The 20,994-nt window shown below is 71.8% G+C and carries 17 protein-coding genes; 9 read left to right on the forward strand and 8 right to left on the reverse strand.

The features are described from left to right. Positions 1-15: 15 nt before the first annotated feature. On the reverse strand, positions 16-468 hold the full coding sequence (locus H4687_RS17090; protein WP_046913716.1) for an NUDIX hydrolase: 453 nt from the start codon (positions 466-468) through the stop codon (positions 16-18). 224 nt (positions 469-692) lie between these two features. On the opposite strand from H4687_RS17090, the gene H4687_RS17095 reads away from it, so the two are divergent. Both H4687_RS17095 and H4687_RS17100 read left to right on the forward strand, forming a co-directional pair. Then, positions 693-4,013 (forward strand): S8 family serine peptidase, encoded by a 3,321-nt coding sequence (locus tag H4687_RS17095; RefSeq protein ID WP_046913717.1) that lies wholly within the window; start codon positions 693-695, stop codon positions 4,011-4,013. A gap of 308 nt (positions 4,014-4,321) precedes the next feature. Then, positions 4,322-5,575 (forward strand): RNA-guided endonuclease InsQ/TnpB family protein, encoded by a 1,254-nt coding sequence (locus tag H4687_RS17100; protein ID WP_046913718.1) that lies wholly within the window; start codon positions 4,322-4,324, stop codon positions 5,573-5,575. 5 nt (positions 5,576-5,580) lie between these two features. Here the strand turns inward: H4687_RS17100 and H4687_RS17105 are convergent, their stop codons facing one another. Then, complete coding sequence (locus H4687_RS17105; protein ID WP_046913719.1) at positions 5,581-6,651, reverse strand: hypothetical protein; 1,071 nt, start codon at positions 6,649-6,651, stop codon at positions 5,581-5,583. A gap of 1 nt (position 6,652) precedes the next feature. After that, complete coding sequence (locus H4687_RS17110) at positions 6,653-7,201, reverse strand: sigma-70 family RNA polymerase sigma factor (protein WP_046913720.1); 549 nt, start codon at positions 7,199-7,201, stop codon at positions 6,653-6,655. A 357-nt stretch (positions 7,202-7,558) separates the two neighbouring features. Here H4687_RS17110 and H4687_RS17115 point away from each other — a divergent pair, with 357 nt between their 5' ends. Both H4687_RS17115 and pepN read left to right on the forward strand, forming a co-directional pair. Then, positions 7,559-8,575 carry an aspartate-semialdehyde dehydrogenase gene (locus tag H4687_RS17115; RefSeq protein ID WP_046913721.1) on the forward strand — a complete coding sequence of 339 codons (1,017 nt, stop codon included), beginning with the start codon at positions 7,559-7,561 and terminating at the stop codon, positions 8,573-8,575. A 161-nt stretch (positions 8,576-8,736) separates the two neighbouring features. After that, positions 8,737-11,319 (forward strand): aminopeptidase N, encoded by a 2,583-nt coding sequence (gene pepN / locus H4687_RS17120; RefSeq protein WP_046913722.1) that lies wholly within the window; start codon positions 8,737-8,739, stop codon positions 11,317-11,319. Positions 11,320-11,383: 64 nt separating this feature from the next. On the opposite strand, the gene H4687_RS17125 is transcribed toward pepN, so the two are convergent. Then, entirely contained in the window at positions 11,384-12,349 is a 966-nt protein-coding gene (locus H4687_RS17125) for an EamA family transporter (protein WP_046913723.1), read from the reverse strand. A gap of 153 nt (positions 12,350-12,502) precedes the next feature. Here H4687_RS17125 and H4687_RS17130 point away from each other — a divergent pair, with 153 nt between their 5' ends. Further along, positions 12,503-13,021 (forward strand): MarR family winged helix-turn-helix transcriptional regulator, encoded by a 519-nt coding sequence (locus H4687_RS17130; RefSeq protein ID WP_050398210.1) that lies wholly within the window; start codon positions 12,503-12,505, stop codon positions 13,019-13,021. A gap of 93 nt (positions 13,022-13,114) precedes the next feature. On the opposite strand, the gene H4687_RS17135 is transcribed toward H4687_RS17130, so the two are convergent. The 3 genes from H4687_RS17135 to H4687_RS17145 form a co-directional block, all read right to left on the reverse strand. Next, positions 13,115-13,366 (reverse strand): hypothetical protein, encoded by a 252-nt coding sequence (locus H4687_RS17135; RefSeq protein ID WP_046913725.1) that lies wholly within the window; start codon positions 13,364-13,366, stop codon positions 13,115-13,117. A gap of 412 nt (positions 13,367-13,778) precedes the next feature. Next, positions 13,779-15,851 (reverse strand): 4-alpha-glucanotransferase, encoded by a 2,073-nt coding sequence (gene malQ / locus H4687_RS17140; RefSeq protein ID WP_050398209.1) that lies wholly within the window; start codon positions 15,849-15,851, stop codon positions 13,779-13,781. Positions 15,852-15,881: 30 nt separating this feature from the next. Then, a complete protein-coding gene (locus H4687_RS17145; protein ID WP_046915544.1) occupies positions 15,882-16,118 on the reverse strand; it encodes a hypothetical protein in 237 nt (78 codons plus the stop codon). A 198-nt stretch (positions 16,119-16,316) separates the two neighbouring features. On the opposite strand from H4687_RS17145, the gene H4687_RS17150 reads away from it, so the two are divergent. From H4687_RS17150 to H4687_RS17160, 3 genes are read left to right on the forward strand one after another with little or no spacing between them, the layout of a single operon-like run. Continuing rightward, the gene (locus H4687_RS17150) at positions 16,317-16,850 is read left to right on the forward strand and encodes a PadR family transcriptional regulator (RefSeq protein ID WP_046915550.1); all 534 of its coding nucleotides are present in this window, start codon (positions 16,317-16,319) and stop codon (positions 16,848-16,850) included. A 44-nt stretch (positions 16,851-16,894) separates the two neighbouring features. After that, on the forward strand, positions 16,895-17,572 hold the full coding sequence (locus H4687_RS17155; RefSeq protein ID WP_046915549.1) for an ABC transporter ATP-binding protein: 678 nt from the start codon (positions 16,895-16,897) through the stop codon (positions 17,570-17,572). Then, a complete protein-coding gene (locus H4687_RS17160) occupies positions 17,569-18,927 on the forward strand; it encodes a hypothetical protein (protein WP_046915543.1) in 1,359 nt (452 codons plus the stop codon). Before H4687_RS17155 ends, H4687_RS17160 begins: the two co-directional genes overlap by 4 nt. Before the next feature lie 71 nt (positions 18,928-18,998). On the opposite strand, the gene H4687_RS17165 is transcribed toward H4687_RS17160, so the two are convergent. After that, positions 18,999-20,102 (reverse strand): mechanosensitive ion channel family protein, encoded by a 1,104-nt coding sequence (locus H4687_RS17165; protein ID WP_046915542.1) that lies wholly within the window; start codon positions 20,100-20,102, stop codon positions 18,999-19,001. Between the two features lie 316 nt (positions 20,103-20,418). On the opposite strand from H4687_RS17165, the gene H4687_RS17170 reads away from it, so the two are divergent. Then, positions 20,419-20,955 carry an HNH endonuclease gene (locus tag H4687_RS17170; protein ID WP_005479438.1) on the forward strand — a complete coding sequence of 179 codons (537 nt, stop codon included), beginning with the start codon at positions 20,419-20,421 and terminating at the stop codon, positions 20,953-20,955. The last annotated feature ends 39 nt before the right edge of the window (positions 20,956-20,994 follow it).

Consider the following 20,994-nt stretch of genomic DNA (forward strand, 5'->3'; position numbering starts at 1 on the left):
CGTGGGCCCGGGAAGTCACCGCGGCGACAGCCTGCCGTGCCCGGGGCGTTCCCTCCACAGGCGCAGGCCCACGTCCACCAGGTCCACCCGGTCCAGGTCCGGGATCTCGGTCAGGGGGTGCCAGGCGGCCATGTCCGTGGAGCCGTTCGTCTCGTGGCGGAGGTCGCCGCCGGTGACGCGGGCCTCGTAGACGATGCCGAGGGCCTGGAAGTCGACGCGGGTGCCCAGGCGGCGGGGGTCCTCGCGTCTGATGGTGTCGATGCCGAGGAGGGCGGTGGGTTCGACCGCGTGGCCGGTCTCCTCGGCCACCTCGCGGACGACCGTGTCGTAGGGGTCCTCACCGTGCTCCATACCGCCGCCCGGCAGGGTCCACCTCCGCACGCCCTCCCGGGAGACCCAGCGGGCCAGCAGCAGTTGCCCGTCACGGACACACACGGCGTAGGCCGCCACCCTCAACTGCTCACGCATGCACGCACGTTACCCACAATGTCCGCTCATGCGCGGCCATTGCACCCATGACGGGTTGAGGGTTAACCCCATGAAATGGATCCGTTGCGGTCAGCTCTCCCCAAACATCTATCACTTTGGTAAGACTGGGCGATCAGCCGGGACCACATAACGGACCGGACCGATCCGAACCTGCCGCTCGGATCACCCATGCCCGTGCTCACTGAATTCCTTACCTACAAGGGATGTCGATGACCCTCACCCCCCAGCCCGGCCCCCGGCCGGGTTCGAGACGCGTGGCCCGCACAGCCGTGGCCGCGGGTCTGGTCGCCGCGCTCTCCGCGGCCGGGCCGATACCCATGGCCTTCTCGGCGGACAACCCGTCCACCACCGTCCCGTCCGACGGCGGTGTCAAGTCCGCGCACGACAAGCTCGGCTCGAACGACGCCGACCTCCTCGCCGAGGCCAAGGCCGACGGCGACAAGAACGTCACGATGATGATCGCGACCGCCCCCGGCAAGACCGAGCAGGTCGCCGAGCAGCTGGACGCGGTCAAGGGCGGCTCCGTGGGTCGCACCTACGACAAGCTCGGCTACGTCCGCGCCACGGTCCCGACCAAGCGCGCCGACGCGGCCATCTCGGCCGCCGCGAAGCTCTCCTCCGTGCAGGGCATCGACCTGCGCCACGAGATCGTCCTCGACGACCCCTCGCCGGCCGCGGACACCGCGAAGAGCGCGAAGACGCAGGGCACGGTCGCCGAGACCTACCCCGGCCCGGACAAGAACACCCCCGCAAAGAACCCGTACAACCCGTCCTTCGAGACGGGCGCCGTGGACTTCGTGCGGAAGAACCCGACGGCCGACGGCCGGGGCATCACCATCGGCGTCCTGGACTCCGGCGTCGACCTCGCGCACCCGGCGCTGCAGAAGACGACCACCGGCGAGCGCAAGATCGTCGACTGGGTGACGTCCACCGACCCGATCGTCGACAACGACCTCAGCTGGCGTCCGATGACGAACTCGGTCTCCGGACCGACGTTCACCTTCGGCGGCCGCACCTGGACCGCCCCCGCGGGCTCCTACTCCGTCAACACCTTCCGCGAGTCCGCCACGGCGGGCGGCGACGCGGCGGGCGACGTGAACCGCGACGGCGACACCACCGACGCGTGGGGCGTGCTCTACGACGCGGCGGCCGGCACGGTCACCGTCGACGTCAACCAGAACTTCGACTTCCGCGACGACAAGCCGATGAAGCCGTACAAGGACGGCTACCAGATCGGCTACTTCGGCACGGACAACCCGGCGACCGACGTCGCCGAGCGTCAGCCGTTCGTCGTGGAGTACCGCAAGGACGTCCCGATGGACCCCTTCGGGGGCGACTGGGTCGGCAAGAAGGCCGACTTCGTCAACATCGGCCTCATCTCCAGCGAGCACGGCACCCACGTCGCCGGCATCACCGCCGCGAACGGCCTGTTCGGCGGCAAGATGAACGGCGCCGCCCCCGGCGCGAAGATCGTCTCGTCCCGCGCCTGCGAGTTCGGCCCCGGCTGCACCAACGTGGCGCTCACCGAGGGCATGATCGACCTCGTCGTCAACCGCGGCGTCGACATCGTCAACATGTCCATCGGCGGCCTCCCGGCGCTGAACGACGGCAACAACGCGCGCGCCGAGCTGTACACGCGCCTCATCGACACCTACGGCGTCCAGCTGGTCATCTCGGCCGGCAACTCGGGCCCCGGCGCCAACACCATCGGCGACCCCGGTCTGGCCGACAAGGTGATCTCGGTCGGCGCGTCCATCTCCAAGGAGACCTGGGCCTCGAACTACGGCTCCGAGGTCGCCAAGGGCTACCAGCTGTTCAACTTCTCCTCGCGCGGCCCGCGTGAGGACGGCGGCTTCACCCCGACCCTGGTGGCCCCCGGCGCCGCGGTCAACACCGCCCAGACCTGGCTGCCCGGCGTCATCGCCCCCGAGGCCGGCTACACCCTGCCGGCCGGCTACCAGATGCTGAACGGCACCTCGATGGCCTCCCCGCAGGCGGCCGGTGCCTCCGCACTGCTGCTCAGCGCCGCGAAGCAGAAGGGCATCGCCCTGCCGCCCGCGAAGCTGCGCACCGCGCTGACCTCGACCGCGGACCACATCCGCCGCGTGCAGGCGTACGCCGAGGGCGCGGGCCTGATGGACATCGAGGCCGCCTGGAAGTCGATCAAGGCGGGCGCCTCGGCGCACGAGTACACCGTCAAGGCCCCCGTCGACACGGCGATCGACTTCGCGCTGAAGACCCCGGGCTTCGGCACCGGCGTCTACGACCGCGAGGGCGGCCTGAAGGCCGGGCAGACGAAGACGTACGACGTCACCGTCACCCGCACCACCGGCGCCGACAAGGCGATCGCGCACGACCTGCGCCTCAAGAACGACGAGAACGACGCGTTCTCGATCGTCGGCGGCGACACGGTCTCCCTGCCGCTGAACAAGCCGGTCACCGTGAAGATCGCCGCCACGCCCGAAGAGGCCGGCATCAGCAGCGTGATCCTGGAGGTCGACGACCCGAAGACCGTGGGCGTCGACAAGCAGATCCTCAACACGGTGGTCGTCTCCAAGCCGCTGAAGTACACCCACTCGGTGTCCGGCACGGTCCAGCGCAACGCCTTCAAGTCGTACTTCGTCACCGTCCCCGAGGGCGCCAAGTCCCTTGAGGTCGCGATCGGCGGACTGAAGGACAAGAGCCAGACCCGCTTCATCGCCAACCACCCGTACGGTGTCGCGGTCGAGAGCACCAGCTCCCTGACCTGCTACAACAACTTCCAGGACGGGGGCGGCTGCAAGCCGGACGTGCGTTCGTACGCCAACCCGCAGCCCGGTGTCTGGGAGTTCGAGGTCGAGTCGCGCCGGACGTCTCCGCTGCTCGACAACCCCTTCAAGCTCGACTTCGCGGTGTACGGGGCGAACTTCGACCCCGAGGTCGTCACCGTGCCCGAGGCCAAGGTCGGCACCCCGACCGCCGCCTCCTGGAAGGTGATCAACAAGCTCGCCCCCATCGAGGGCAAGCTGACGGGCGGCCCGCTCGGCTCGGCCAAGACCGACCGGCCGACCATCGCCACCGGTGCCACCCAGACCTCCACGGTCACGGTGCCCGCGGGCGCCAAGTCCCTGGACGTCTCCATCGGCAACACGGCCGACACGGGCGCCGACCTCGACCTGTACGTCTACGACGCCGCGGGCACCCAGGTCGGCAGCTCCGCGGACGGCGACTCCGAGGAGTCCGTCTCCCTGCCGTCGCCGGCCGCCGGTACCTACACCATCGAGGTCGTCGGCTACGCGGTCCCGTCCGGGTCCACCGCGTACGACTACCGCGACGTGTTCTTCTCCTCCGCCCTCGGCGAGGTGAAGGTCGCGGGTGCCACCGTCAAGCTCGGCACGGGTCAGTCGACCACCGTCTCCGGTGACGTCGTCGCGGCCGCCCAGGCCCCGGCCGGCCGGGAGTTCTTCGGCCAGGTCCAGCTGGTCAACGCGCGCGGCACCGCCGCGGGCACCGGCAGCGTGCGGATCGAGAAGGTCACGCCGTAGCGCGCCGGTAGTGCGTGAGTGACGAAGGGGCGGGTGTCCACCAGGACACCCGCCCCTTCGGCGTTCAGCGGGTCACTGTTCAGCGTGCTTCTTGCGAGGAACCCCGGGCGTTTACGCCTGGGAGGAATCGCATCGTGTGGTGGCGACGCGGAGCGTCGCGGTGTCCGGGAGTTCGGGCGCGGAGCGTCGGTAGGGCTGTCCGGCGGAGCCGGGGCAATATCGAACGTACGGTCGGTGGGTCGCTGGATGGCGGGGTGGGTGTGCGGACGTCGTCCGTCTGTGCGGGCGGCTGGGGAGGTTCGGGTGTCATGAAGCTGGTGGTGCAGGTCAAGCTGTTGCCGACGCCCGTACAGGCGGCGGCGCTTGAGGCGACCCTGCACGCCTGCAACGAGGCGGCGTCCTGGGCGTCCGAGGTCGCCTTCGACAAGGATGTGAAGCGGAACTTCGCGCTGCGCGAGCACACCTACGCCGAGATCAGGCACCGCTGGGGGCTCGGTTCCCAGGCGGCCCAGCACGTGATCAAGAAGACCTGCGACGCCTACCGCACACTGGCGGCGAATGCGAAGGCCGGGAACCTCGGCAAGCGGTGGTCCAAGCGGTACCGGCGGGCGGCAGAGAAGCCGATCGTCTTCCGGCCCGAGGGCGCGCAGCCCTATGACGACCGGATGCTGTCCTGGCGGATCACCGACCGGACCGTCTCGCTCTGGACGTTGTCGGGGCGGGTGAAGGGGGTGGTGTTCACCGCCTCCCCGGAGCAGCTGGCCCCTCTGGCTCTGTACCGCAAGGGCGAGTCGGACCTGCTGTACCGGGACGGCATGTGGTTCCTGAACGCGACCTGCGAGATCCCCGAAGCGCCCCTGAACACCGACCCGGACGGCTTCCTCGGCATCGACCTGGGGATCGTGAACGTCGCCACCACGAGTGACGGCCAGATCATGGCGGGGCGCGCGCTGAACCGGGGACGGTTGCGTGAGCGCGCCCTGCGCACCAAGCTGCACCGCAAGAGCACCCCGTCCGCCAGGCGCCGGCTGAAGAAACGCAGGCGCAAGGAAGCACGGCGGGCCAGGGACATCAACCACAAGATCGCGAAACATGTGGTGGCCGAGGCAGAACGCACCGGACGCGGAATCGCCCTGGAGGACCTGACGGGCATCCGCGAACGGGTACGGCTTCGCAGGCCCCAACGGGCCACCGACTCCAGCTGGTCCTTCGCCCAGCTGGGGCAGTTCGTCGCGTACAAGGCCAGGAAGGCCGGGGTGCCGGTGGTGTACGTCGATCCGGCGTACACCTCCCGCACCTGCGCCGAGTGCGGCCACATCGACAGAGCGAACCGGGTCTCCCAGGCCTGGTTCGCGTGCCGGTCCTGCGGATTCGTTGATCACGCAGACCGCAACGGCTCCCGCAACATCCGCGCCCGCACGGAAGAGTTGTGGCGACGCGGGGCGCAGTCAACCGCCCCAGACCCACCCCCGACACCCGAGGGCGGGACAGGACGCAAGCACAGCACCACAGCCAGTGGCGCCCGCTGTGCAAACCCGGGACTTCAGTCCCGGGTACGTTGACCGGGTCACTCGCACGACAGCTTCTCCGATGCGGGCAGCGCCGCCTCCATCCAGGCCCGCTCGTGGGCGATCTGCGCCTCCTTCGTGGTCCAGACGTCCGGGTGGGCACTGTCCTGGGGGATGCCCACGAGGACGTGGTCGCCCTGCTTCAGCCGGGGATCGACGTCCTGGTCCATGGGGAAGACGATCCGTTCCCCGCCCTTGTCGGGCTTGATCCAGTGGTCCACCTCGACGGTGATCCGGTCCTGCGCGGCGCCGGGGACCGGTTCGACCTCGGTGACGGTGCCCTCGACGATGAAGCGGGCACAGGCGACGTACCCCTCCCGGCTGAGCGAGGCCGAGTCGCCGCCGCCGTCCCCCTTGTGGGCGTCGCCGTCGTCGCGACCCGCCGACTCCTGGGACACACCCGAGTCGGCGGACGACTTCGTGTCCGCCGCGCCGCCGTCCTGCATGACGCCCCAGCCCACGCCGAGGACCACGGAGGCGACCGCCGCGGCGGCGAGGCCCCCGAAGGCGATGCGCGCGACCCGCCGGGCACGGTCCGGCCGCGGCAGCAGGGGCGTCACCGACGCGGTGGGGGCCGGCGCGGTCCCGGACACCCGCCCGGGGTCCGTCTGGGCACCGGCCGCGTCCCCCGGCCGCGCGGCCGCGAATCGCCCCGGCGGGGCCCCGGCCAGGGCGTCGTCGCCGGTCACCGCCAGCGCCTCGCCGATGATCCCCAGCTGCTCCCGCAGCAGCGCGACATCGGCGGCGGCCGTGTCCCGCGCCGCCATGAACTCCGCGTCCCGCAGCGCCTCTTCGGGCAGCGGATCGTCGAGAAGGGCGGCCATCAGCGCGTCCATACCGGCATGGACGGGGCCGTCGTGACCGCTGTCGTCGTACCGCCGAGCGCCGTCGTGACCGCTGTCGTCGTACGACCGAGCGCCCTCGTGTTCGTCGTCGGCGCGGCGCGCGCCGTCACCGGGGGCGAGGCCCTCACGGGCACCGTCCCCGCGAGCGAGGCCGTCTCGCTCGACGCCGTCCCGCGCGACGTCCTCGTACTCGGCGTCGCGCCTGCTGTCGTCCCGGGCGGCCACGTCACACCACCTCGTCCTCGTGCAGGCGGGTGCGCAGGGCGCGGACCGCCGAGTGGAGCCTGCTCTTGACCGTGCCCTCGGGGATACCGAGTTCGTCGGCGATCCCGCGCACCGGCAGGTCGGCGTAGAAGCGCAGGACGAGGACCTGACGCAGGGCGTCGGGCAGCTCGTCCAGGCCTCGGGCGACGGCGAGCGAGAGCACGCTGGAGTCCTCCCCCGAAGGCAGCTCGTGCTGGCGCAGCGAGGCCAGACGCTCCCCCAGGCGCTCCTGGCGCCGCTTGGCGCGGTGCCAGTCCATCGCCAGGTTGGAGGCGACCACCGCCGCCCACGCGGACACGTCCCGCGGTGCCTCCTGGCCGTTCGCGGCCCGCTCCAGCAGCCGCAGTCGGACCTGCTGTACCCCGTCCAGCAGGTCCGACTGCGGCACACCGCCGAGCGCGAGCACCGCCCGCACCCGCCGCTCCTGGGCCTCGTCCAGCGGGTCGTGCGCCTCCCGGACGCTCGCAACCTCCCGGACGCTCTCGACGTGGCGCGCCTTTCTGCGCAGCACAGTCCCCCCTCCCCTCCCGCGTTTCCCCTACGACGCCGCCCCGGGCCGAAACGTTCGGCGGGTTCGGCCCGGCTTTCCCGGCGGAGCGCAGAGGCGTACGTCACACCTTCGCGTGCGCCCGGATGCCGTGGGCAGGGTCGGGGCAGCACAGCTTGCGGTACGGGGCCACCGTAGGGCGAATTTCTCCAGCTCAGCCGGGGTGGCGGCCAAAGAAGCGGTCCCGGTGGCAGGGTCTGTCGCGTCCCGTCTGTCGGACCAGCCGGTCAATCGATTGGACAGGCGGGCCCGGCCTGACCGCATGATGGAAAGGCCTCGGCCATGCCGCAGACACACCAGAGCCACGTAGAAGGAGTCGCCGTGAGGGTCGGAATCGTCGGAGCCACCGGTCAGGTCGGCACGGTCATGCGCAGGATCCTCAAGGACCGCGACTTCCCGACGAGCGAGCTGCGCCTGTTCGCGTCCGCCCGTTCGGCCGGTTCGGTCGTCGACGGCGTGACGGTCGAGGACGCGGCGACGGCCGACTACACCGGCCTCGACATCGTCCTGTTCTCCGCGGGCGGCGCGACCTCGAAGGCGCTGGCCGAGAAGGTGGCCTCGCAGGGCGCGGTCGTGATCGACAACTCCTCCGCGTGGCGCCGGGACCCCGAGGTACCGCTGGTCGTCTCCGAGGTGAACCCGCACGCGATCGCCGACCGCCCCAAGGGCATCATCGCCAACCCGAACTGCACGACGATGGCGGCGATGCCGGTCCTGCGTCCGCTGCACGAGGAGGCGGGTCTCGAAGCCCTCGTCGTCGCCACCTACCAGGCGGTGTCCGGCTCCGGCGTGGCGGGCGTCGCCGAGCTGCACGGCCAGGTCCAGAAGGTCGTCGGGGACGCGGACAAGCTGACGCACGACGGCTCGGCGGTCGACTTCCCCGAGCCGGGCGTCTACCAGCGTCCCATCGCCTTCAACGTCGTCCCCCTCGCCGGCTCGATCGTCGACGACGGTCTGCACGAGACGGACGAGGAGCAGAAGCTCCGCCACGAGTCCCGCAAGATCCTGGAGATCCCCGGCCTCAAGGTCTCAGGCACCTGCGTCCGCGTCCCGGTCTTCTCCGGCCACTCCCTCCAGGTGAACGCCCGCTTCGCGCGCCCGATCACGGTGGAGCGCGCGACGGAGCTGCTGGCCGGCGCCCCCGGCGTCGCCCTCTCCGAGATCCCGACCCCCCTGCAGGCCGCCGGCCAGGACCCGTCCTTCGTGGGCCGCATCCGCGCCGACGAGACGGTGGACAACGGCCTGGCCCTCTTCGTCTCCAACGACAACCTCCGCAAGGGCGCCGCGCTGAACGCGGTCCAGATCGCGGAGCTGGTGGCGGCGGAGCTGAGCGAGTAGGCGGACGGTACGCGAGGAAGGGGCGCCCACCGGATGGCGGTGGGCGCCCCTTCGCGTGTTCGAAGGACGGGGTAAGGGTGTTCGCGCGGGAATCGGCATCCGTGCGAGGACACCGGTCATGGAAGGATGGCGCAACCCACACATACCGAGGAGATGACCGCGTGCCTGGCACAAACCTGACCCGCGACGAGGCTCAGCAGCGGGCGGCGCTGCTCACCGTCGACTCGTACGAGATCGATCTCGACCTCTCCGGCGCGCAGAGCGGGGGAGGCACCTACCGGTCCGTGACCACCGTGCGCTTCGACGTCACGGAGAGCGGCACGACGTCCTTCATCGACCTGGTGGCCCCGACCGTCCACGAGGTGACCCTCAACGGCGACGCGCTGGACCCGGCGGAGGTCTTCGCGGACTCCCGGATCGCGCTTCCCGGGCTGCTCCAGGGCCGCAACATCCTGCGGGTCGTGGCCGACGCCGCGTACACCAACACGGGCGAGGGCCTGCACCGGTTCGTGGACCCGGTCGACGACCAGGCGTACCTGTACACGCAGTTCGAGGTCCCCGACGCCCGCCGTGTCTTCGCGAGCTTCGAACAGCCGGACCTGAAGGCCACGTTCCAGTTCACCGTGAAGGCCCCGACGGGCTGGACCGTCATCTCGAACTCGCCGACTCCGGAGCCCAAGGACGACGTCTGGGTCTTCGAGCCGACGCCCCGGATCTCCACGTACATCACGGCGCTCATCGTCGGCCCGTACCACTCGGTGCACAGCGTGTACGAGAAGGACGGGCAGAGCGTGCCGCTCGGCATCTACTGCCGGCCGTCCCTCGCCGAGCACCTGGACTCCGACGCGATCTTCGAGGTCACGCGGCAGGGCTTCGAGTGGTTCCAGGAGAAGTTCGACTACGCGTACCCGTTCAAGAAGTACGACCAGCTGTTCGTGCCGGAGTTCAACGCGGGCGCGATGGAGAACGCGGGCGCGGTGACCATCCGCGACCAGTACGTCTTCCGCTCGAAGGTGACGGACGCGGCGTACGAGGTCCGCGCCGAGACCATCCTCCACGAGCTGGCCCACATGTGGTTCGGCGACCTGGTGACGATGGAGTGGTGGAACGACCTGTGGCTGAACGAGTCGTTCGCCACCTACACGTCGATCGCCTGCCAGGCGGACGCGCCCGGCTCGCGCTGGCCGCACTCCTGGACCACGTTCGCCAACTCCATGAAGACCTGGGCGTACCGGCAGGACCAGCTGCCGTCCACACACCCGATCATGGCGGAGATCAACGACCTGGACGACGTCCTCGTCAACTTCGACGGCATCACCTACGCGAAGGGTGCCTCCGTCCTGAAGCAGCTCGTCGCGTACGTCGGGCAGGACGAGTTCTTCCGGGGCGTGCAGGCCTACTTCAAGGCGCACGCGTACGGCAACACGCGTCTGTCCGACCTGCTGGGCTCTCTGGAGAAGACCTCCGGCCGCGATCTGAAGGCCTGGTCGAAGGCGTGGCTGGAGACGGCGGGCATCAACGTCCTGCGCCCCGAGATCGAGACGGACGAGCACGGGGTCATCACCGCGTTCGCGATCCGCCAGGAGGCCCCGGCGCTGCCCGCGGGCGCGAAGGGCGAGCCGACGCTGCGTCCGCACCGTATCGCGGTCGGCCTGTACGAACTCGACGACGACAGCGGCAAGCTGATCCGCGACGAGCGCGTCGAGCTGGACGTCGACGGTGAACTGACCGCCGTGCCCCAGCTGGTGGGCCGCCGCCGCCCGGCCGTGGTCCTCCTCAACGACGACGACCTGTCGTACGCGAAGGTCCGCCTCGACGAGCGGTCGCTCGCGTTCGTCACCGAGCACCTCGGCGACTTCGAGGCCTCCCTCCCCCGCGCGCTGTGCTGGGCCTCGGCCTGGGACATGACACGTGACGCGGAGCTGGCGACCCGGGACTACCTGTCGCTCGTCCTGTCGGGCATCGGCAAGGAGTCCGACATCGGTGTCGTCCAGTCGCTGCACCGCCAGGTGAAGCTGGCGATCGAGATGTACGCCGACCCCACGGCCCGCGAGGCGCTGCTGACCCGCTGGACGGACGCCACGCTCGCGCATCTGCGGGCCGCGGCCGCCGGTTCCGACCACCAGCTGGCCTGGGCCCGCGCGTTCGCCGCGACGGCCCGCACGCCCGAGCAGCTGGACCTGCTGGAGGCGCTGCTGGAGGGCACGCAGACGATCGAGGGCCTGGCCGTCGACACCGAGCTGCGCTGGTCCTTCGTACAGCGGCTCGCGACGGTGGGCCGCTACGACGAGGCGGAGATCGCCGGCGAGTACGAGCGCGACCGGACCGCCGCCGGTGAGCGCCACGCGGCCACCGCCCGCGCCTCCCGTCCGACCGCCGAGGCGAAGGCGGAGGCCTGGTCGCAGGTCATCGAGTCGGACAAGCTCCCCAACGCGCTGCAGGAAGCGGTGATCGGCGGCTTCGTCCAGACCGACCAGCGCGACCTCCTCGCCGCCTACACCGACCCGTACTTCGAGGTGGTGAAGGACATCTGGGAGTCCCGCTCACACGAGATCGCCCAGCAGATCGCGATCGGCCTCTACCCGTCGGTCCAGGTCTCGGCCGACACCCTGCACAAGACGGACGCCTGGCTGACCGCCGCCGAGCCCAACGCGGCCCTCCGCCGCCTGATCTCGGAGTCCCGCTCGGGCGTGGAGCGAGCGCTGCGGGCCCAGGCCGCGGACGCGGCGGCGGCCACGGAGTAGCCACCGCCGCTCGTACGACGACAGGGGCGCCCGGTGATCTCTCACCGGGCGCCCCTGTCGTTCGTCAGCGGCCGGGGCGGCCGACGAGCGGGGCCTGCGACTCGCCGCCGTGCCGCGGCCGAGGCACGTGCCCTCCCCCGTCGGCCGGCGTCGGCGTGCGGGGCTGGAGCTGGCCGGCGATCGTCGCGCCGAAGGCGATGGCCATGCCGAGCAGCTGGAGAGGGCCGAGGGACTGGCCGAGCGCCGCCCAGCCGACGACAGCGGCGGTGAGGGGGGACAGGGGGCCGAGGAAGGTGACCTGGGTGGCGGAGAGGCGGCCGATGCCCCGGAACCAGAGCCAGTAGGAGACGGCGGTGTTGCCCAGCATGAGGTAGAGGTAGCCGCCGATCGCCGGGCCGTCCAGGGCCGGGGGCGCGCCCTCGACCAGCAGGGCGAGCGGGGCGATCAGGAGGCCGCCCGCGGTCAGCTGCCAGCCGGTGAGGGCGAGGGGGCTGACGCCGGCCGGGCGCCCCCACCGCTTGGTGAGGACCGTGCCGGTGGACATGGAGGCGGTGGAGGCGAGCGCCGCGAGCAGTCCGACCGGGTCCAGCGCGCCCGCCGCCTTCAGGACGACCAGACTGACGCCGAGGGCCGCGGCGATGCCGGTGAGCAGCGTGCGTACGGTCGGCCGGTCGCCCAGCAGCAGGGCCGCCAGTCCCGCGACGAACAGGGGCCCGGTCGAGCCGACCACCGCCGCCATACCGCCCGGCAGCCGGTACGCGGAGAGGAAGAGCAGCGGGAAGAAGGCGCCGATGTTCAGCGCGCCCAGCACCGCGGCCTTCCACCACCAGACCCCGCGCGGCAGCGTGCGCGAGATCGCCAGGAGCAGCAGGCCCGCAGGGAGCGCCCGCACCAGGCCGGTGAACAGGGGGCGGTCGGCCGGCAGGAACTCCGTCGTCACGGCGTAGGTGGTGCCCCAGGAGAGAGGGGCGAGCGCGGTCAGGGCGATGAGGGGGAGACGACTGGCGGTGTGCGCGGTGTGCGCGGTCATGGGACGCGTCCTTCGCGGCGGGGAGGGCGGCTCGGTCGGCAGGCAGGTGGGTGGGGTGCGGGGTATGGCTTGCTTGCGATTAGCTTAGTACTAAGCCACTTTCCGTCAAGCTACTTTCTTGCGGCCGACCCATCGGCATCCGATACTCACCCCATGAACGCGCGCCCCGAGCCCGACAGGCCCCTTCGCGACCCCGTCGACACGATCGTCGACCAGTGGGCCGTGGCCCGACCCGACCTGGACACCACCGCGATGGAGGTGTTCGGCCGGGTCTACCGGCTCTCGCGGGCGCTGGGAGACCGGATGGAGAAGGCGTACGCGCGGTTCGGGATCTCACGCGGCGAGTTCGACGTGCTCGCGACCCTGCGGCGGTCCGGGGAGCCGTACACCCTCTCGCCCCGTCAGCTCTCCGCCGCCCTCATGCTCACCACCGGCGGGATGACCGGCCGACTCGACAAGCTCGAACGCGCGCACCTGCTCCGCCGCTCCCCCGACCCGCACGACCGCCGGGCCCTTCACGTCACCCTCACCGACGAGGGGCTGCGCCTGATCGACGAGGCGGTCGTGGCGGGCCTGGCCGTCCAGACCGAGGCGCTCTCCGCCCTGGACGACGAACAGGCCGGCCAACTGGCCGGCCTGCTGAGGCTGCTGGTGGTGGGCACGGGGTCATGACGGAACGCGTCGAGGGCACCCCCGGCGCGCGGGTGTGCGCGTGCGCCGGGGGTGCCCTCGATGGAACGTCTCAGCGAGGTGGAGCGGAGGTGGTCAGGCCTTCGCCTTGGCCTTCGGCTGACGGTCCGTCGATCCGTCCAGGACCCACACGAGGCCGGCGATCACGGCGAACAGGCCGATCGGCGCCACCACGAAGAGGCCGAGCGTCTCGATCACGCTGAGGCCCGGGCCCGGGTCGGCGCCGTCGTCGGGCGTCAGCGCGAGGGCGGGGGACGACATGAGCAGCATCATCAGCGTCGTACCGGCAGCCAGGGCGCCGGCGCGCAGGGCGTTCTTCTTGTCCACGCGCTAAAGGTAACGAACGCGCGGGGGGTTCGCTCGGGCGGGGGGCGCCTAAGGGGGTGGGGGTGGCGGGTCCGTCGGCGGGTGCGGGTGCGGGGGGCTGGTCGCGCAGTTCCCCGTGCCCCTAAAAACCCAGGCCCTGCGGACCTGAAAAGCACGGGGCTTGGCGGGCCTGAAAAGCGCGGGGCCTGCGGGCCTGAAAGCACGGGAGCCTCGCGGGTCCGAAAGGTGCAGGGGCCTCGCGGGTCCGAAAGCGCGGGAGCCTCGCGGGTCCGATAGTGCGGAGGCCTCGCAGGCCTGAAAGCGCGGGGCGCAGCCTCTGCTTTTCAGGAGCGCGGGGAACTGCGCGAACGGCCCCCACCGGAGCCGCACCCGCCGGCGCACCCGCACCCCCGAGCCATGAGGCACCCCCGAGCTACGACACCCCCCGCAGCACATCCACCAGCGCGTACAGGCGGGGCGACGCCGCCAGATCCTCCAGCGTCGCCGGACGGCCCTCCGCGTCGGCGATCGGCAGACGCCAGTTCGGATACTGATCCCACGTGCCGGGCAGGTTCTGCGGACGGCGGTCGCCGAGCGCGTCGGGCAGCCAGAGCCCGATCATGCGGGCGGGCGTTCGCAGCAGGAACCGGTGGACGGCCTGGATCCGCTCCTCCTCGGACGTCGTGGAGATGCCCCCGCCGGCGCCGTCCAGCAGACCCAGCCTGGCCAGGAGGGCCAGCCATTCGCCCGCGTCGGCGGCGGCCTCCGCCCGCTCCTCCTCCAGGGACCGGGTGAGCAGCCCCAGGCCGTGGCGCAGGTCGACGTGGTCGCAGGTCAGCCGCGAGGCGGTGGGCGGGAGGTCGTGCGTGGTGGCGGTGGCGAGACAGTTCGCGCGCCAGCGCTCGGGCGGGAGGGGCCGGCCCGTACCTTCCCAGTCGCGTTCGAACCACAGGACGGACGTGCCCAGCACCCCACGCGCGTCGAGGGCCTCGCGCACACCCGGCTCGACCGTGCCGAGATCCTCGCCGATCACCAGGGCGCCGGCCCGTGACGCCTCCAGGACCAGGATCGCGAGCATGGCGTCGGCGTCGTAGCGGACGTACGTGCCCTCGGTCGGGGCCTGGCCCTGCGGGACCCACCAGAGGCGGAACAGGCCCATGACGTGGTCGATGCGGAGGGCGCCCGCGTGACGGAGGAGGGCGCGCAGGAGGTGGCGGTAGGGGGCGTAGCCGGACTCGGCGAGGCGGTCAGGGCGCCAGGGCGGCAGACCCCAGTCCTGGCCCCGGGAGTTGAAGGCGTCGGGGGGCGCGCCGACGGACATGCCGGAGGCGAAGTACTCCTGCTGGGCCCAGGCGTCGGCGCCGCCGGGGTGTACGCCGACGGCCAGGTCGTGCACCAGACCGATCGGCATGCCGGCGTCGCGCGCGGAGCGCTGGGCGGTGCCGAGCTGGGCGTCGGTCAGCCAGGCCAGCCGGGTGTGGAAGTCGACGCGGTCCATCAGTTCCCCGCGTGCGCGGGCGGTCTCGGCGGAGCGCGGGTCGCGCAGGCCGGCCGGCCAGCGCTGCCAGTCGGAGCCGTAGACCTCGGCGAGCGCGCACCAGGTGGCGTGGTCCTCCAGCGCCTCGCCCTCCTCGGCGAGGAAGTCCCAGTAGGCGGCCCGCCGCCCGGGGCCGAGCGGCACGGCGCGCACCAGGTCCAGGGCCTCGCGCTTGAGGGCCCACACCGCGTCCCGGTCGATCAGCTCGCCCTTGGCCAGGACGGATTCCCGCAGCCGCACGGCCCGCTCCAGCAGCCCGCCGACGCGGTCGCGCTCCTCGGGGGAGGCGAGGGCGTAGGGGTACTCCGGTACGTCCTCCACCCGCAGGTGGACCGGGTCGGGGTAGCGGCGGGAGGAGGGGCGGTACGGGGAGGGGTCGGTGGGGGCGCCGGGGACCGCCGCGTGCAGCGGGTTGACCTGGACGAAACCGGTGCCGAGGGCGCGGCCCGCCCAGGCGGTGAGTTCGGCGAGGTCGCCGAGATCGCCCATGCCCCAGCTGCGCTGCGAGAGGAGGGAGTAGAGCTGGACGAGGAGGCCGTACGTGCGGCCGGGCGGGGCGGGCAGCCGGGCCGGGGCCACCACGAGGTGGGCGTCGGCGGTGCGCCCGTCGGGAGCGGTGGCGCGCAGGGCGTGCACACCCGGGGGCAGCTTCTCGATGCCGGAGCGGAGTTCGCCCTGCTCGGTCTCGATGCGCAGCCGGGTGCCGTCCGGGAGGGCGGTCAGCGCCGCCGGGGGCTCGCCGTCGGTCCAGTGGACGACGGTCGGCGGCAGCAGCCGTTCGCCGAGACTCCGTTCGCGGGCCGCGAGGGCGGCGGCGACGGACTCGGGGGTGCTCGCGTCGACGTCAAGCGCGGCGAGGGCGGCCACGACCGCGCCGTCCGAGGCGGCGACCGTGTGGTCCGGGGAAGGGCTGTAGGAGGTGGCGACGCCGCACAGGGCGGCGAGCCGGGCCAGCGGGGTCTCGGCCATCGGGCTCGAACCCCCTGGGTCTTCGTGCATCTAGACCCCCGATGCGGCGCCGTGGGACGTGGGTTCACTGGTGAGGGGGGCCGCGTCGGTGAGAGGCGGCTCGCTGGTGAGGGGTTCCGCGTCCGGAAGCGGGGGCTCACTGGTGAGCGGGACGTCGGCGCAGGGGCCCTCGGCACTGAAGACGCAGACGTGGGGTTCGTGGAGCTCGAAGGGCTCCGGCGTGCGTTTGGAGCGGACGGGGGCCGGAAGATGAGCCGGTGCGGCCACGGGGGTCTCCTTGTCGTCGTACGGCGATGGGGTGCGGGTCCGGGGTACTCCAGCCCTACCCAGCGGGCGGCGTCGCAGACGTGGGTGGGGGGACATCGTGGTTCTGATCACTTTCGCGCCGGTGCTCCTCCCCCGGCTCGCCCCAGCCCCCTAGCGCACTATTCACTCAGTACATGTACTCGATGTATAGTGATCACCATGAGCACCCGTCACATCCTGTTGGGCCTGCTCGCCGCTGGGCCGAGCCATGGCTACGACCTCAAGCGACGGCACGACGAACGCTTCCCGCAGGCCCGTCCGCTGGCCTACGGCCAGGTCTACACGACCCTGCAGCGGCTGGTCCGCGACGGACTGGCCGAGATCGACGGCACCGAGGCGGACAGCGGTCCGGAGCGGACGATGTACCGCTCGACGGACAAGGGGGCCCGCGAACTGACCGAGTGGGCCGGGGAGATCACCGCGCCCGCGCCGTTCGTGACGAACGAGATCTTCGCCAAGCTTGTCGTCTCGATCCTCGCCGGGGGCGACCCGGCCGCCTACCTGAGGGCGCAGCGCACCGCGCACATGGCGCGGATGCGGGAGCTGACCGCCGTGAAGACCGCGCCGGGAGCCGATCTCGCGACGGTGCTCGGGGCCGACTTCGCCCTCAACCATCTCGACGCCGATCTCCGCTGGATGAACACCACCGCGGCCCGGCTGACCACCCTGACCGCGGAGGTCGACACAGCGTGAACGAACACAACCCCCACGACAACCCCGGCCCCGGGCCGCTGCTCATGGCCCGGGGTCTCGCCAAGCGGCACGGCAGGACACAGGCGCTGCGCGGCGCCTCGGTGGAGCTGCGCGAGGGAGAGATCCTCGCCGTCACCGGGGCCAGCGGCAGCGGCAAGTCCACCCTGCTGCACTGCCTCGCGGGCATCGTCCGGCCGGACGAGGGTTCGGTGACGTACGCCGGGAAGCGGCTCGACCGGCTCCCGGAGAAGGAACTGAGCGAACTGCGCCGGACGGACTTCGGGATCGTCTTCCAGTTCGGGCAGCTGATACCCGAACTGACGGCCGTCGACAACGTCGCGCTGCCGCTGCTGCTGGCCGGCGCGGCCCGTCAGGAGGCACGGGAGCGGGCCGGTGAGTGGCTGGAGCGGTTCGGCGTGCGCGGGCAGGAGGAACAGCGGCCCGGCGAGATGAGCGGCGGCCAGGCGCAGCGGGTGTCACTGGCGCGGGCCCTGGTGACCGCGCCGAAGGCGGTGTTCGCGGACGAGCCGACCGGGGCGCTGGACTCGCTGGCGAGCGAGCAGGTGATGGCGTCGCTGACGCACGCGGCCCGGGAGTCCGGCACGGCGGTGCTGCTGATCACCCACGACGCGCAGACCGCGGCGTACGCGGACCGCGAGGTCGCGCTGAAGGACGGAGCCGTGGTGTCGGACGCCGACGCGGCGCTGGGGGTGACCCGGTGAAGGCGCTCGCGAACGATCTTCGGCTGGCCGTTCTGCTGACCCGGGGCACCGACCGTCGCGAGCGGTGGCGGGTGCTGCTGACGGCCCTCGGAGCGGCCCTGGCCACCGGCTTCGGCATGGCGGCGGCCGCGCTGGCCTCGCTGGAGGGCCGGTACAGCGTGCAGTTCGGCAACGGTCTGCTGAACCAACCCGGTGGGCGCTCCGGGGTGATCGTCACCCTGCTGCTCCTGCTGGTCCCGGTGCTCGGGCTCCTCGCGCAGTGCACCCGTGTCGGTGCGGTGCACCGTGACCGGCGGCTGGCCGGGCTGCGGCTCGCCGGGGCGTCGGTGACCCAGGTACGCAGGATCGCGGCGCTGGAGACGGCGGCGGCCGGTCTGGTCGGCTCCCTGGTCGTCACGGTCTTCTTCGTGCTGCTCGTGCTGAGCACATGGACGCCGCCCGCCCTGGCCTGGGTCGGCATCGCCCTGGTGGCGCTGGGGGTACCGGCGCTGGGCGCGGTCGCGAGCGCGTCGGCGCTGCGCCACGTGGTGGCCTCCCCGCTGGGCCGGGTGCGCCGGGCGCGGCCGAGCACGGGCCGGGGGCCCGGGCGGGTGTTCCTGGGCGCGGTCGCGCTGGTGGTGCTCGGGGCACTGCTCTTCGTCGCCCACACCAACCGCGACATGCCGGACGTCTCGTCCGTGCAAGCCCCGCTGACGATCTCCGGCGTGCTGCTCGCCGCGGGCGCGGGCGCGGTGTGGCTCTCGGGCGCGGTCTCGAAGTCCACCGGCCGTCTGCTCGCCGCGCGCGCCGAGACCCCGGCCGTGCTGATCGCCGCCGAGCGGCTGCGCGACGACCCGTGGGCCTCGGCCCGCACCCACGCGGCGGTGGTGACGGGGACCGTGGTCGGCAGCGGATTCCTCGGCATCCGGCATGCGCTGCTCGCGGCCGTCGAGAAGCACGACTACCTGAGGGACAGGGCCGACTTCTACACCACCGGCCTGAACCTCACCGCCGCCGCGATCCTCGTCGGCTTCGCCATCACCCTCTTCGGGCTGGCCGTCGGCACCGCCGAGTCCCTCGCGACCCGCCGCCGGGGCCTGGCGGCCCAGGTCGCCACCGGGGTGCCGTACGAGGTGCTGCGTCGTGCGCTGCTGCTGGAGACGGCCCTGCCTCTGGCGCCGTCGGTGCTCGTCGCGGGCCTGTGCGGTACGGCGATCGCCGTCGCGTACGCCACGGCCCTGACCGGCACCCTGTGGATCGCCTACGGCTCACTTTTGGTGCCTGTCGCGGCCTACGGCGCCTGCCTCCTCGCGGCCGCCACGTCCCTGCCGCTGCTGCGCCGCACGATCCGGCCCGCGGAGCTGCGGTACGCGTAGATCCGAAGAAGCGGCGGCCCAGGGGACACGGGGGTGCTCCTGGGCCGCCGCGAGGCGCGTGCGCGCGTGCGCTACTTCGGCACCCCCGAGGGCGCGATCGGCGTCGCCCGCTCCGACTGGGGCGAGGTCGTGTTGGAGTAGACGGACGGGGCCGCCACGCCGGCGGCCGGGTCGGCGTCCGGGTTGTCGGCGGCGAGGGCCTGGGTGCCGCCGACGATGGGGATGTCGGCGGCGTCGAACGCCTTCTTGATGCGCCAGCGCAGTTCACGCTCGACGGTGAGGGCCTTGCCGGGCATGGTCTTGGCTGAGACGCGGACGACCATCGACTCCAGGAGCACGTCGTCGAGGCCGAGCACCTCGATGGGGCCCCACAGAAGCTCGTTCCAGGGGTCCTCCTTGCTCATCGCCTCACCGACCTCCAGGAGGGTGCGGCGGACCTTGTCGAGGTCCTCGTCGTAACGGACGATGACGTCGACGCCGGCCGTGGCCCAGCCCTGGGAGAGGTTGCCGATGCGCTTGACCTCGCCGTTGCGGACGTACCAGATCTCGCCGTTGTCGCCGCGCAGCTTGGTGACGCGCAGGCCGACCTCGATGACCTCGCCGGAGGCGACGCCCGCGTCGACGGTGTCCCCGACGCCGTACTGGTCCTCCAGGATCATGAAGACGCCGGAGAGGAAGTCCGTGACCAGGTTCCGGGCACCGAAGCCGATGGCGACGCCCGCGACACCGGCGGAGGCCAGCAGCGGGGCGAGGTTGATCTCGAAGGTGGCGAGGACCATCAGGGCGGCGGTGCCCAGGATGAGGAAGGACGCCACCGAGCGCAGCACCGAGCCGATGGCCTGGGAGCGCTGGCGGCGGCGCTCCACGTTGACCAGCAGCCCGCCGAGGGTGCCTCCCTCGACGCCCGGCACGGAGCGGTTCATCCGGTCTATGAGCTTGGTGATCGCCCGCCGGACGAACACTCTCAGCACCGCCGCTATCACCACGATCAGCAGGACGCGGAGACCGATCGCCAGCCATGTGGACCAGTTCTCCTCCACCCAGCTGGCGGCGTTGGTCGCGCTCTCCTGGGCGTCCTCCAGCGACGGCACCGCGGGGGTCGTCGACGTCTCCGAGGGGGACGGCGTCGGCGTGGCGGCGGCCGGTAGGAGGGGCAGGGAAGAAACGGACGACACGGCGGGATACCTCCAGGTGCTCTATCTGCCCTCCGGTACGGCGGTCAAGATCCGTCAGGTCACGGATGGGTCACCGGACGGGCAGGCCCACCACACTAACGGGGCATTGTGTGGAGGTCGTCGCCATGTCCGAGGGAGACAAGGCGCTCACCAGGGAGTGAAGGGCGCACGCGGCGGGGGATGAATCAACGTGTGGTCGAAAACACTCCCAGCCCGTTACCGGGACATGGTGGCGCTTCCACCAGGCATGAGGGGAGACTGACTACGGATCGTCCACGGCGCGAGCCACGCGCCGCCGGCGTACAAGGAGGCATCCGTGCCGCACGTCCTGGTCCTCAACGCGTCGTACGAGCCGCTCGGTGTCGTACCGCTCCGCCGCGCGCTCGTCCTCGTCCTGGAGAACAAGGCGGTCTCCCTGGAGGAATCCGGCGCCTATCTGCACAGCGCGACCGTCACAGTCCCCGCACCCAGCGTGGTCCGGCTCAAGCGGTTCGTCCGGGTTCCCTATCGGGGGCCCGTTCCTCTGACCCGTCGGGCGCTGTTCGCCCGCGACGGGGGCCGGTGCATGTACTGCGGTGGCGTCGCAACCAGCGTCGACCACGTCATCCCGCGCAGTCGCGGGGGCAAGCACGTCTGGGACAACGTCGTCGCGTCATGCCGCCGCTGCAACCATGTCAAGGCCGACCGCCATCTCGTCGAGATCGGCTGGCGGCTCCGTCACAAACCCGCTCCGCCCTCCGGGCTGGCCTGGCGCATCATCGGCACCGGCCACAGGGACCCGCGTTGGCTGCCCTACCTGCAACCGTTCGGCGCGGACGACGCGATGGCCCGGATCGACGGCATCTCCGCCTGACGGTCCGGGTTTTTGCATGGCCGGGTGCCTCCTCCCGCG

The organism is Streptomyces stelliscabiei, from assembly GCF_014873495.1.
GTDB classification, from domain to species: Bacteria; Actinomycetota; Actinomycetes; order Streptomycetales; family Streptomycetaceae; genus Streptomyces; species Streptomyces bottropensis.

Bases quoted from the DNA above. Each gene is read 5' to 3' on its own strand.
- H4687_RS17090 (WP_046913716.1), bottom strand. From the start codon at position 468: ATGCGTGAGCAGTTGAGGGTGGCGGCCTACGCCGTGTGTGTCCGTGAC.
- H4687_RS17095 (WP_046913717.1), top strand. From the start codon at position 693: ATGTCGATGACCCTCACCCCCCAGCCCGGCCCCCGGCCGGGTTCGAGA.
- H4687_RS17100 (WP_046913718.1), top strand. From the start codon at position 4,322: ATGAAGCTGGTGGTGCAGGTCAAGCTGTTGCCGACGCCCGTACAGGCG.
- H4687_RS17125 (WP_046913723.1), bottom strand. From the start codon at position 12,349: ATGACCGCGCACACCGCGCACACCGCCAGTCGTCTCCCCCTCATCGCC.
- H4687_RS17130 (WP_050398210.1), top strand. From the start codon at position 12,503: ATGAACGCGCGCCCCGAGCCCGACAGGCCCCTTCGCGACCCCGTCGAC.
- malQ (WP_050398209.1), bottom strand. From the start codon at position 15,851: ATGGCCGAGACCCCGCTGGCCCGGCTCGCCGCCCTGTGCGGCGTCGCC.
- H4687_RS17150 (WP_046915550.1), top strand. From the start codon at position 16,317: ATGAGCACCCGTCACATCCTGTTGGGCCTGCTCGCCGCTGGGCCGAGC.
- H4687_RS17155 (WP_046915549.1), top strand. From the start codon at position 16,895: ATGGCCCGGGGTCTCGCCAAGCGGCACGGCAGGACACAGGCGCTGCGC.